The sequence below is a fragment of the Atopobium minutum 10063974 genome, from assembly GCF_000364325.1.
GTDB lineage: Bacteria > Actinomycetota > Coriobacteriia > Coriobacteriales > Atopobiaceae > Atopobium > Atopobium minutum.
Map to the genome: position 1 here is coordinate 949,106 of NZ_KB822533.1, position 12,533 is coordinate 961,638.

At 45.0% G+C, this 12,533-nt stretch carries 13 protein-coding genes and 1 tRNA gene; 6 read left to right on the top strand and 8 right to left on the bottom strand.

The features are described 5' to 3' along the window. Positions 1–91 precede the first annotated feature (91 nt). The 5 genes from HMPREF1091_RS08050 (at position 92) to trxB (ending at position 4,084) form a co-directional block, all read left to right on the top strand. Positions 92–541, top strand: coding sequence for a LysM peptidoglycan-binding domain-containing protein (locus tag HMPREF1091_RS08050; protein WP_002563620.1), 450 nt, complete (start codon positions 92–94; stop codon positions 539–541). A gap of 119 nt (positions 542–660) precedes the next feature. After that, positions 661–1,113: a transcriptional regulator NrdR gene (gene nrdR, locus HMPREF1091_RS04355; RefSeq protein ID WP_002563621.1), complete on the top strand. Its 453-nt coding sequence runs from the start codon at positions 661–663 to the stop codon at positions 1,111–1,113. Beyond that, positions 1,103–1,552: a dUTP diphosphatase gene (dut, locus tag HMPREF1091_RS04360; protein ID WP_002563622.1), complete on the top strand. Its 450-nt coding sequence runs from the start codon at positions 1,103–1,105 to the stop codon at positions 1,550–1,552. Before nrdR ends, dut begins: the two co-directional genes overlap by 11 nt. 66 nt (positions 1,553–1,618) lie before the next feature. Next, positions 1,619–2,950, top strand: a complete 1,332-nt coding sequence (locus tag HMPREF1091_RS04365; RefSeq protein ID WP_002563623.1) for an NCS2 family permease — start codon at positions 1,619–1,621, stop codon at positions 2,948–2,950. Between the two features lie 183 nt (positions 2,951–3,133). Further along, positions 3,134–4,084, top strand: a complete 951-nt coding sequence (gene trxB, locus HMPREF1091_RS04370) for a thioredoxin-disulfide reductase (protein ID WP_002563624.1) — start codon at positions 3,134–3,136, stop codon at positions 4,082–4,084. Between the two features lie 309 nt (positions 4,085–4,393). Here the strand turns inward: trxB and HMPREF1091_RS04375 are convergent, their stop codons facing one another. The 8 genes from HMPREF1091_RS04375 to HMPREF1091_RS04410 form a co-directional block, all read right to left on the bottom strand. Then, a complete protein-coding gene (locus tag HMPREF1091_RS04375) occupies positions 4,394–6,004 on the bottom strand; it encodes a ClC family H(+)/Cl(-) exchange transporter (RefSeq protein ID WP_002563625.1) in 1,611 nt (536 codons plus the stop codon). A 104-nt stretch (positions 6,005–6,108) separates the two neighbouring features. Beyond that, a complete protein-coding gene (locus HMPREF1091_RS04380; RefSeq protein ID WP_002563626.1) occupies positions 6,109–7,314 on the bottom strand; it encodes a C40 family peptidase in 1,206 nt (401 codons plus the stop codon). 123 nt (positions 7,315–7,437) lie between these two features. Then, positions 7,438–7,971, bottom strand: coding sequence for an adenine phosphoribosyltransferase (locus HMPREF1091_RS04385; RefSeq protein ID WP_002563627.1), 534 nt, complete (start codon positions 7,969–7,971; stop codon positions 7,438–7,440). 47 nt (positions 7,972–8,018) lie between these two features. Continuing rightward, entirely contained in the window at positions 8,019–8,738 is a 720-nt protein-coding gene (gene ftsR, locus HMPREF1091_RS04390; protein ID WP_002563628.1) for a transcriptional regulator FtsR, read from the bottom strand. A gap of 14 nt (positions 8,739–8,752) precedes the next feature. Then, a complete protein-coding gene (locus tag HMPREF1091_RS04395; protein WP_002563629.1) occupies positions 8,753–9,166 on the bottom strand; it encodes an FHA domain-containing protein in 414 nt (137 codons plus the stop codon). Between the two features lie 248 nt (positions 9,167–9,414). Beyond that, positions 9,415–10,239, bottom strand: a complete 825-nt coding sequence (locus HMPREF1091_RS04400) for an aminomethyltransferase family protein (protein WP_002563630.1) — start codon at positions 10,237–10,239, stop codon at positions 9,415–9,417. Between the two features lie 9 nt (positions 10,240–10,248). Then, positions 10,249–11,400, bottom strand: a complete 1,152-nt coding sequence (locus HMPREF1091_RS04405) for a D-alanyl-D-alanine carboxypeptidase family protein (RefSeq protein WP_002563631.1) — start codon at positions 11,398–11,400, stop codon at positions 10,249–10,251. After that, positions 11,393–12,142 carry a CDP-alcohol phosphatidyltransferase family protein gene (locus HMPREF1091_RS04410; protein WP_002563632.1) on the bottom strand — a complete coding sequence of 250 codons (750 nt, stop codon included), beginning with the start codon at positions 12,140–12,142 and terminating at the stop codon, positions 11,393–11,395. The genes HMPREF1091_RS04405 and HMPREF1091_RS04410 overlap by 8 nt, the downstream gene beginning before the upstream one ends. A 243-nt stretch (positions 12,143–12,385) precedes the next feature. Between HMPREF1091_RS04410 and HMPREF1091_RS04415 the strand changes: the two genes are divergently transcribed. Then, positions 12,386–12,462: transfer RNA gene (locus HMPREF1091_RS04415), tRNA-Pro, on the top strand. Positions 12,463–12,533 lie beyond the last annotated feature (71 nt).

The window sequence follows — 12,533 nt, forward strand, 5'->3', positions numbered from 1 at the left end:
ACTTAAGTATAAGAACACTTGTTCTAAATCCAATACTGTCTGAGCACTCCTCTATAAATGACTCAGAAGACACAAGAAAGAGGAGAGGGATATGAAAACTGGACGTGAATATATACGCTATAGCTCCGATGGCTGTGCTGCTCGTCAACCTGAAGTTATTCAGTTTACCGTCTATGAAGGCGGCCTTAGTGCACTAGATTCTGATGGAGCTTCGTCTGTACAAAAGCCTCAATCTAAAAGTCAGAAAGTCGTTCATACCCAGCTTGCTATCCGTATGGCAAGCATCATCGCTGTTATACTTATCGCTGCGGTCATGTTTATTGATAGTACGGCAGCGTGGCAGCGTAGTACTGGCTTTGACTCTATTCAAACAACAGAGATTTATGTGCAACCAGGAGAGTCTCTTTGGTCTATTGCAGCATCTCATGGCGTTGAGGGGCACTCTACAAAAGATGTTGCGAGCTACATCTCTAACAAAAATAATTTGTCTGATTCAATGCTAACTATCGGTCAAAAATTGACCGTTCCTCTCGTGCAGTAAATTCTTTTGTTTTGCTTGTGTTTGTACCTGTAAATTGACAACTATATAGCGTTTCACAGGCTTTTTATGCTATCGTCCTTGTATCTAAAATCACTTGTAAAGATAAAAAGGATATGCCCATGCGTTGTCCAAAGTGTGGCCATGAAGAGTCACGCGTGGTAGATTCACGTTCATCCGATAACGATGCTATTCGTCGAAGGCGAGAGTGTGAAAAGTGCCATCATCGTTTTACTACGTATGAGCGTCGTGAAGAAACGCCCCTTACCGTTATTAAGCGTAATAGTATTTGTGAGCCATTTGATCGTCAAAAACTCATGCGAGGCCTTATTGCCGCTACGGTAAAGCGTAATATTTCTACCGATCAACTCAATGAATTTATCGATAAGATTGAGTCAGAAATTCGTGACACTGGCAAAACAGAGATCCAGTCTTCTGAGTTAGGCAGTCTTGTTTTAAAGAAGCTTCTTTCTTTAGATAAGGTTGCCTATGTTCGTTTTGCATCAGTCTATCGTGACTTCAAAGACCTCGAAGAATTTAGTAATGAGCTGAGGAGCCTTTCTGATGAGCGTTAATCACATTACGTTAGCTATCAAAAAGCTTGATCCAACTGTTGAGTTGCCTGCCTATGCGTATGAGGGAGATGCCGGCCTTGATTTACGCGCTAATGAAACGGTGACTCTTCAACCGTTTGAGCGTCGTCTTATTGCTACTGGTTTGGCAATTGCTATTCCAGATGGCTATGCTGGCTTTGTACAGCCTCGCAGCGGTTTAGCCTTGCGTGAGGGTCTGTCTATGGTTAATACCCCTGGTCTTATTGATGCGCATTATCGTGGTGAGCTCAAGGTGTGTGCTATTAATCTTGATAGCACCAATCCTATTCATATCGAACGCGGAGAGCGCATTGCTCAATTAGTTATTCAGCAGATTCCTGTAGTTACCCTTTCTGAAGTAGACGAGTTGGATGCAACGGATCGTGGAACTGGTGGATTTGGTTCTAGCGGCGTTAACTAACGCTGTGGAATAGCCTGTTACAGGCTTTTATTGTCCGTCTTTTTGACGTAGAGAGGGTAATTTTCAATGGAAAAGTTCTTTCACTTGGAAGAGAGGGGAACGTCAGTAGGACAAGAGCTGCGAGCTGGTCTTACTATCTTCCTTGCAATGGCTTACATCATTGCAGTTAACCCAGCTATTTTGGGTAATCCAGAGGTACCTCTTCTGGCTTCTATTCCAATGAATGCACTTGTTACTGCCACGTGTGTTGGTGCAGGTGTCATGACCATTTTAATGGGCTTGTTCGCTAACCGACCCTTAGCCTGCGCCTCTGGTCTGGGCGTAAATGCCATGATTGCTTCTGCTGCAACCGGTATTACTGGTGGCGACTGGCATGCTGCTATGGCAATTATTTTTGTTGAAGGCGTTGCAATTTTGGTTTTGGTTCTTGCGGGTCTACGCGAGAAGATCATGGATGCAATTCCCGTTTCTTTACGTCATGCTATTTCTGTAGGTCTTGGCCTGTTTATTGCCATGATTGGCCTTGTAAATGCCGGTATTATTGTCCCTGGTGCGGGTACCATTGTGAGTTTTGGTGACATCCACAGTGCATCTTTTCAGGTTGGTATGATTGCAATCATAGCCACTCTGGTTTTCTCTGCACTTAATATCAATGGTTCAATCTTACTGGGCATTTTGGTAGCCGTTGTAGCAGGTATTCCTTTAGGGGTAACCATGGCACCCACCGGGATTGTCTCTGGCCTTGATTTTTCTACCTTTGGAGCACCGTTCCAATCTGACGCACAGGGTGTTATGGGCATTGTTAAGGTTTTAACCAGTCCCAGCCTTCTTATTTTTGCATTTTCTCTTATGATGTCTGACTTCTTTGACACCATGGGAACGGCTCTTGCGGTTGCAAAACCCGGTGAGTTCCTTACCAAGGATGGTAATGTAGAGAACATCAAAGAGATTTTGATTGTTGACTCCTGTGCTGCTGCTATGGGTGGTTTCTTTGGTGCCTCTTCCATCACCACCTTTATCGAATCTACGGCAGGTGCTGCAGATGGTGGTCGTTCTGGCTTAACCTCTATCGCAACTGGTGTCCTCTTTATTTTGGCTGCGTTCTTTGCTCCGCTTATTTCTGTTGTAAGTACTGCTGCTACCTGTGGTGCTTTGGTTTACGTTGGTTATCTCATGATGACTGAATGCACAGAAATTGACTGGTCTAACATCCTTGATGGTTTCCCTGCATTTATGATTGTTGCCGGTGTATGTATGACCTATTCCATCTCTGATGGCATTGGCATGGGCTTTATCTCTTATGTCGTTATCTCACTGGTAACAGGTAATGCAAAGAAGGTTAAACCCATGATGTGGGTTGCTGCCCTCGCATTCTTGGTTTACTTCCTTATGCGTTAAATGTAACTAAGTGCACCTAAAAACTATAGTCAAGCTAAGAAGAGGCTCGGGATTCCGGGCCTCTTCTTTAAAAGGGGAAGAGGAGCGCAGCAATCTCATGAATAAATTGTGTACAACTTAATTCTACTAAAAGTGGGGTAGAAGAAGGATCGTATAGATACGAATGCTTACAAAGGAACTACTATGGCAACTACCGAATATCATGATCTAGTTATAATTGGCTCTGGCCCCGCAGGTCTCTCTGCTTCAATATATGCAACACGTGCAATGCTTGATGCCATTACTATCGAGCAAACAACTATTGGTGGGCAAGTTATTACTACCAATGAGATTGATAATTATCCAGGAGTTCCCAATACCACTGGCTTTGAGCTGATGGATCTTATGGAAAAACAGGCTCGTGATCTGGGCGCTCAAATTGTGATGGACAACATTGTTTCTATCGAGAAAGATCAAGCATCTGGCATTTTTACTATTGTCGGCGGTTCAGCAAGCTATACGGCTAAGGCTGTAATTTTTGCTACTGGCGCAACGCCTCGTCATGCTGGTTTTGAAAATGAGGAAAAATTTGCCGGCCGTGGTGTTTCATATTGTGGTACCTGTGATGGTATGTTTTATCGTGGTAAGCATGTTTTTGCTATTGGTGGTGGCAATACTGCAGTGGAGGACGCCTTATTCCTCACACGCTTTGCAGATAAGGTAACCATGGTGGTTCGCAAAGATCATTTCAGGGCACAGCCTGCATTGATTAAACGCCTTGAGGAAAATGAGAAGGTAAACATTAGGTATCAAACTTCTATAGTCAAGGTTGACGGCAATCAACTGCTCAATGAAGTAACTTTCCGTAACAACGTTACAGGCGAGCAAACGACCGAGAAATTCGATGAGGGTTCCTTTGGTATCTTTGTTTTTGTGGGACAGCAGCCTGCATCTGAGGTTTTGGGAGACCTTGTAGATAAGGTAGCTAATGGTGCAATCATTACCGATGAGCACATGGCCACCAAGACTGAAGGTCTTTTTGTTGCGGGAGATGTTCGTGCAACACCGTTGCGTCAGATTATTACGGCTGCTGCAGATGGTGCAATTGCAGCGACAAGTGCATCATCGTTTTTGGGTATTCCTGTAGACTGCTAAGGTGCGTAAGAGTCTACAGCGAGGTACTAATCTTACAGTAGTTGTTTGGTTCATATATAGCTAAGATGTTTCAAGCCAATAGCCGTTCTTAGAGACTATTGGCTTGTTTTGTTATCAAAAGAGAGTGCGTAGTCCAGCAGTCTTTACCTTATTATGGGACTAAGTCTATCTGCTTGTCCCTAAAAATACGATAATATATCTTATGTAAACTAAAAACATATCAAGAATACCGTTCAGGATGATCCAGTACTTCCCTCATACGCGTAAGTTTCAAATTCTGTATGTGGCTGTTTGAGCTCAGCGCCTCTATTAGATATCGCCACTTTGATCAGGTACATAATCTTCAGCACAAATGGCACGAAGCTTACGCTGTGAATCCGTTTCGGTTTTCTCGTCCATTAATACTATGAGTCGATCAAGTGGCTCAATGCGCGTGTGTCCAGACGGAATAAGCTCAGTTCCCGCTCGATCAATAGATACAACCAAGGTAGATTCGGGCCAGGATATCTCACTAATGAGTTTATGTGCCGCCATACTATTGGTAGAGACAATATGACTTCTCAAGAGCTTCTCAGAGGAATGAATCCGAGAATCGTAGTCATCTCTATTGTGACGACCAAGCATTTTGGCAAAGAGATGCTCGTAAAAAGCGTCAACATTCATCTGATCTGCTACAAGATATGCAACGATGGAGACCAGCACAGCCGACAAAAGCGAGCTAAAGCTGCCAGTGAGCTCAAATACCAACACCACACCGGTGATAGGAGCTCTAATAACGCCTGCAAAAAGTCCCGCAATGCCCAAAGCGATGTAATTGGTAACATAGGCGTAGCTGACACCAGTCATTTCTGTAACTACCCTACCAAAGATTGTTCCAGCTAATGCACCCATAACTACCAGTGGAAACAATGTTCCACCCGGCACGCCAGAACCAAAAGCAAGAGTTGTGAGGAAATATTTGCCAATAAGGAGCGCTACTAACAGTGTTAAGGGCTCAACGTACGGGTCTTGAATAATCTCAAAAAGTGCGTCTCCACCATCGAGCAATGCTGGTACCGTAAATGCCACTACTCCAGCCGCTAAAAATGGAATAAGATAGCGACTAAAAGGTGCCTTATAGGTAAGTTTTGTATAGAGGTCTTGCGCAAAAAACATACCAACATTATGCAGTGCACCAAGCACTCCCAGGCAGATACCCATGATTATAACAATGATATAATCAATATGAGGCAAATGGCTTACAAAATGAAGCGATAATACAGGCTTTACGCCCAGTACTTGGGATACAAAGAAGTCAGAGGTAACAGCTGCTGCCATAACCGCTGTAATAAGTGGTGCCGAGAAGATCTTTTGCATCTCTTCCAGTGCAAATACAATACCTGTAAGCGGTGCGTGAAATGCTGCTGCCATACCAGATGCCGCACCGCAGGTAACTAAAATATGCTCTTCTCCCCTTTTGGTTTTGAAAAACCTTGCAACACCTTTGCCAGCCATTCCACCAAGTTGAACAGAAGGACCTTCTCGGCCCATAGAAAGGCCTGCAAATGCTACCAGCGTGCCTTCAATAAACTTTGCAACAATAATCTTATGCCAAGGCAAATTATAATGTCCTGCAACATCGGCCTGAGTTTGAGGAATGCCAGAGCTTGCCGTATATGGTTCCCACCGCACCAACAAAGAGACGACAAGAGCAAGAAGAACAAGTATTCCAAACCAAAGGGCAATAAGGGCGTAGTTTTGTGCAATAGCTGTCGTAATAAAGCGCAAGAGCTTCTCGGCATTGCTCAGAGCAAGTCGGTAGAGTGTGACAAGAGCGCCTGCAAAAAGGCCAACAAGGGCACCTTTACCAACGATTTTGAGCCTAAAACTACGGGAAAGCCTCCGCTCTACAGCTGTTCTTGTGTCTGCTTGCGTACTCACATACCTCTTTTCCTTGTAGTCTACTTTTCTACAATAACAAAAAGACGTTGCTTGTAATCAAACAACGTCTTAGCACTTATAAACTCAGCATATTTTTAGATATGTTAGTAGGAGCCACCGCCATAAAAGGCCCAGACCGTGGTTTCGGTTACCCTACGTCCCTCTGCTGGTGCATGAATCATCCTATTATTGCCAAGATAAATACCTACATGGCCAGAAGAAGTAAAGATAAGGTCGCCAGGATTCAATTCGGAAATGCTGGTTTTCCAATCTCCAGAAGCCTTAAGCGAGCTGATCATCTCATAGGTGGTACGTCCACGACGTGTGCCATAGGAGTAAACAACCAAGCCAGAGCAGTCTACGCCACCATCTCGATTAGGGTCAGAGCCGCCCCATTTATACATAACACCAATCAAAGAGCGTGCGGACTCAATGCCAGCACCAGAATAGCTGTTATACGTCTCTTTAGGTTTAGATTGAGTAGTAGTTTTTGAGCTGTTATTTTGTGTGCTTGAACTGTTTGTGCTAGTGCTCTTAGTCGTGCTGGATTGAGAACTTGTAGAGCTGCTCGTAGAAGAAGAGTTTGAGCTTGAGCTTGAACTAGAGCTCGAAGTATTGTTCTTGATGGCATGTACTACTGTAGATACAGAAGAGTTTTGAGTTGAGCTTGAAGCTTGACCAGAGCTAGAACTTGCAGCCTCATCTGCAGCTTGAGCCTTACTCTCAACCTGTTGTTGAGTCTGCTCATCCAAAGAGTTGAAGTAAGCTTGAGCCTCATCAACCTTTTGTTGATAGTCGGCAAGTTTAGCCTGTGTAGAGGTAATAGAAGCCTCAAGTGACTGTTTACGAGCTTCAAGCGACTGATTTTGAGTAGCAAGATCAGAGCTTAATTGCTGTACTGCTGCAATAGCGTCTACATTTTCTTTAGAGGCCTTATTCATATAGTACATACGATTAGCAAGGTCTTCAAAACTTGAAGATTCAAGAATGACATCCAAAACAGAACCGCTACCAGTTTTATAGTTTGAACGGGTAAGTTTTGCAAGCGTTTGCTTTGCTACATCAAGCTTTTGAGTGGTCTCGCCAATCTGAGCTTGGGTTTTATCGATTTCTACCTGTGTATCTTCCATCTGCGCAGTCTTAGTATCCAGCTCACTTTGGATGGAATCAAGCTCTGCACCAAGGGACTGTAGCTTGTTGAGCGCCTGCTCTTGTGTGGTGGGCTCGGCTAAAGCAAGGGTAGGCATATATGCCTGGAAAGAAAGAGCTACAACAAGACTAGCCGAGACAGCTATATTTTTGTTGAACATACCATAACCTTTCGTTGCGTGAAAAACGCATGCTGTTTACTATACCCTTTGCCACACAACAAAAAACGCTACTTCACAAAACATGAAGTAGCGTTCACATACATGGATAGTCTGTGGGGATACTTAATCCACCGTAATAAGCGAGAAGATCTCTTTATCAAAATCTTTCTGTACAACCTCACGGGGCTTAAGGAAGGCCAACTCAAGCAAGAAGGCAAACCCTTCTACCTCAGCACCAGTTTTCTCGACAAGCTTGCCGCTTGCAACGCAGGTACCGCCCGTGGCCACAAGATCATCTACGATCAGGACTTTATCATGGGCATTGAGTGCATCCTTGTGGATTTGCAGCTCATCGGTACCGTATTCCAAGGCATATGGTTGCGAATAGACTTCACGAGGCAGTTTACCAGGCTTACGAGCAGGAACAAAACCTGCGCCCAAACGATATGCCACAGGAGCGCCAATCAAAAACCCGCGAGCTTCTGCGCCAACAACCTTGGTAATACCCTTCCCCATAAAGTGAGTAGCAATGGCATCTACCGCTGCCGATAAACCCTGAGGATCCGCAAAGAGCGGAGTAACATCTTTGAAGATAACACCAGGCTCTGGATAGTCAGGAATATCTACAATGAGGTTTTCATAAGCAAAATTAGACACAGTTGTTCCTTTCACTGAATGCACAGCCTGATTAAGTGTACTTGAACTTAACTGGTGTAGACACCATTTGTTCTATTTGTGACGGATTTCCGTATAAGCGTGCTTCTGAGCGCATTGGTAAGCGCAAGCATCTGATCAAAAGCCGCGTCAAACGCCGCCTGGCGCTCTTCATCACTGTTTTGGCGTGCCTTGCCATAAGCGATAAGTGCTTGTTCAAACATGGTAGACTCACGATTTGCAGCGGTTACATATTGGCGCAAATTTTTTGGTCCAATATTGTAGCGGCCCAGCTGCGATGCAATACGAATGATCGCAAAATCATGTCCATCAACAAGATCTCTCCCATGGGGGGATCGCTTAAAGGCAATGATGCCTGCCTCTGCTAACTGGCGCACAAAACTTACCGAGACGCCCAAAAGATCAGGCATGCGATCAATGGGATGCAAGCGATTGACGGTTTGCTCATCATCAATATCAAAGCGCAACTCAATGTTTTTCTCGCTTGGTTGCATGGCAATATACTCAGAGTGTTTGAGCTCTTCTTTGATCACAGACAAGGGCAAAAAACGATTCTTTTGCAAATATAAAATATCCTCTAAGCGCTTAGCATCGCGTGCAGAGTACAGCCTATAGCCACCAGGAGTGCGAGAAGGATTAAGCAGTCCCTCATCCTCCAAATAGCGAACCTTAGACACAGTGAGGTCAGGATAGGTATCCTGGAGCTTTTTTACAAGCTTTCCAATCGTTAAATAACCAGCGTCTGGCATGAGTATCTACCTTGCTATACGGAAGTATTGCTATGGAACACCATGTAAAACGTACCAATTTGGATGGAGGCACCGTCGCAGATTTGTGCCTGAGACACAATAGCGCCGTTTACCCAAGTACCATTAAGAGAGCTTAGATCCTCAATTGTGGCAAATCCAGAGGCGATATTGGACAGGTCAATACGGGCATGATGACGCGACACCGTCATATCGTTGAGAAAGACGCTATTAGAAGGATCACGACCAATGGTGATGGAGTCTTGATCCAGCTCAAACGACATGCCTGCTTGTGGACCTTTTACAATGCTCAAAGAGGGGTTAACGATAGTGCGCGTACCCATCAGATCGGGCATAGTGGCATCCTGAGAAGGAATGCGAAACATTTTAGTTGCGTCCCCATCCTCTGGGGTGGTAAATCCTTGTGCCATCGTATGCTCCTTAAAAAGTATGATGTCTACAATTGTACCCGTCTTAATTGGAATATGTTCAATCTATACCTAAACTTTATGCCAGACGGTATGTTTCCTCAAATAGACTCCCTTAAGCTCAAGTAGATATTCCCTCTAGCTACCTTTACCTTTAGAGAGAAGTTTTCCTCAAGCTCAAGCAGACCCTTACTTAAGGCTCCTTGAAGTACATTGAGGCATATGGACGTATGTAATAAGAACTGTGGCTCTTACTGAGCAAGCGCACGAGCGCCGATAAAATCATCTGAAGTTCTGCAAATATGCCAATCTGTAAGCATACTGCGGGTGGCGCTTATACGATCAGAATGAGATAGCGCGCTTGTCCAGGGATTTTGTTTACGTTCCAGCTCTTGTATCACATCGTAGCCCACAGGTTTAACCTCTGCAAAAGACAAAAAGCTTCTCCAAAATACTGGAGCAGCAGCTGGTGGAAGCAGCACCGTATAACAATCTTGTTGAGCAAGACTGTTATGCAAAACAATGCTCAGTGTAGTGTCGAGAGTAAGGTTAGCCACACAGTGCATCTTGGGCAGGTAAGTGGCTTGTTCTACATAATCAGATAGCACAGCGCCTGCTTGTGGACCAGCAAGCTGCAAAGGAACCAGGGCAGAAGATTCATTGCTCACCGACGTGTTTGCATAAGGAGCAATGCCGTCTTGCTCCACACAAGACAGCCATGAGATCCATTCAAAGAGCAGCTCAAAGCGAGAAGAGCCATCTACAAGTAAAAACTCAGTATCTCCGGTACGAACTACCAAAGGAACACTGAGCAAAGCAGCATCGCCAGAGAGAACAGCCCCGTACGCACAGGATCCCACCGCAGGTAATTCACAGGCTATAGCAGCCTGTATAAGCTGTGGTGCATCTGAGCCACGTACAAGCATCATGCCCAGATCGGAAAGATGGGTAAGACCACAGGATTGAAGTAGCGCAGTTTTCTCGTCAGAAGTGGAATGGTAGTGCAAAACTACCTGAGTTCTATATCGTTGAGCCATTACGCCGCCAAGCAGCAGGTGCTCCTTATCAAGGTTCATAGGGTGTCCTTAGGCATGGTAGAAGGAAGGTGTTGTAAAGATGTCGTATGAGGGTACGCCCAGCACCGGGGTACCTGCGTAGTAGGAACAAATCGCAACCGTACGCTCCCCTTGGTACCAGCGAGTGACACCATAAGCATCCTGAGCGGTCACTAAGGTATTGGTACGATACTGCCATGAATCATATGAAAGGGTTGCACCGTCAAAAACCGCACCCGTTGCTTCAGACGTATAGATGGGACACTTAAAGCTAAAGTTGTAAGCAAACGGTGCCCAGCGCACGACGGTATCCTGTGTTGCGAGCGTTTGTTCCTGCATGTGAGAAAAACCCCAGTCCAGAAGGGCTGCACTATCTGCAAAACGACCATCATTTGTTTGGCAGCCGAGCACGGCAGCATACAGGCGCACGCCTCTACGCTGAGCAGCCGCTAAAAAGGTGGTGCCAGACTCAACGGAACCGGTTTTGATGCCCAAAAGACCCTTATATGTTTCCATGAGCTGATCGGTTGACTCAAACGTTTTGTTTTGGTTATTAATAGAAACGGTTACCGAGCGTTTGGTAACGACCTGAGCAATGAGTGGATAATGCAGCAGCGCATAGCGCCCCATGATTACCATGTCATGAACGGAGGAATAGTGCTTTCCCGCATCCTCCAGTCCATGTACGTTAGTAAAATGCGTGTGTGTCATGCCAAGCTCTTGTGCCTTTTTGTTCATGAGCTCAACAAATTTATCCTCATGACCAGCTACAATACGTGCAATCTCTGTAGCAGCATCGTTAGCCGAGAAAACCAGCATGACATCAAGCAGATCAGAAAAAGTAGCCTGATCATTTTCTTTGTATCCAGCGGTTTGAGAATAGGGACCAAGATCTACAGCAGTCATGGTATAGCTTGCATTGAGATCTATTCCGGAATCCAAGGCCACCATAGCAGTCATAATTTTGGTTACAGATGCTAGGCTCATCTGCATATCCTCATTTTTTGACCACAGTGTCTGTCCAGAAGCATCAGCAATTATGGCAGCTTGAGCTTCAGAAAGCTGAGGTTCATCAGATGTGGAGGCCTCTGCAGCAAAAGCGCTGGTAAGCGGTGTGAGACTAACGCTTATGATAACGGCAACAACAAGAACCGAAGTAAGAAACTGTTTTGCCCTACACATGTGATACTGAGTCCTTTTGATCTGAACGAGCTGAACGAATGATGGAAACGCCGGTTTTGGTGTACATAATAGCTGTAATAAGAGAACAAACCACACCTATATACACGGCAAGCATGCCAAGTGGCGCGGGTGTCTCGTTAAGAAGCGGCAACCAGTTTATGCTCACAAGATGCATGCCTTTTAGCATGGGAAGTCCCAAGAGCAGATCACTAAAACCAAACATAAGCAGTGCGGTGGTTATCTTGCCAATAAAGATAACATCTACCGGGCGTCGCCGATACTTTTGTACGATTTGGGCACCAATAGCAAGATAGGTATCTCGACCAATGACAAAAATTGCAGTCCAGAGGGGCAACTCATTGGTAAGGACTAAGCCCAAAACACCCGTAAAAAGCAGCACACGATCCATAATAGGATCCATAATCTTGCCAACCCAGCTGACCGTTTGAGTACGACGGGCTACTTGACCATCGACAAAATCTGTAAGCGCCGCGGTGACATAAAAAATGAGCGCAAGATAGCGATTCTCATGTGTCACAAAAAGGTAGAGAAAGATAAGCGTAAAAATCAAACGCGTAAAGGTAATAGCATTTGCAAGCGTAACAATGCGGGTGCTGGGATTATCTGGTGTACCAACGGGACTGGTGGTATTACCGGTCTGTTGTGCAGTTAACGCATCATGGTCAGCCTTATTTTTAAGGTCGTTCTTAACACGTTCTTTTATGTGGCGATTCTGGACCATGCACTACCCTTGCAAAGTTTGAATGACAGATACCTGTGTAGCGATAAACACGGATTAATCCTACCCTATCAATCGTCTAAAAACGCCTCTTTGATAAAGCGCACATACTCCCTAAGATTGTAAAGTGTATGGCGTGAAGCCTCCGTGTAATGAGAGAAGTTTTTGAGTTAAAACAAAAGTTTTGCTTGAAAGCATCTCTGATGAATGGTAAGTTATTCCTCGTGCTCAATGAGCATATCTTTACGGGTGGTGGCGCAGTTTGGTAGCGCACTTGACTGGGGGTCAAGGGGTCGCTGGTTCGAATCCAGTCCACCCGACCAGTAACATAGGAAGCCAGACGGGTTTTCTCGCCTGGCTTTTTTGTTAGCTAGACTCTTTGTTTGTGGTGACC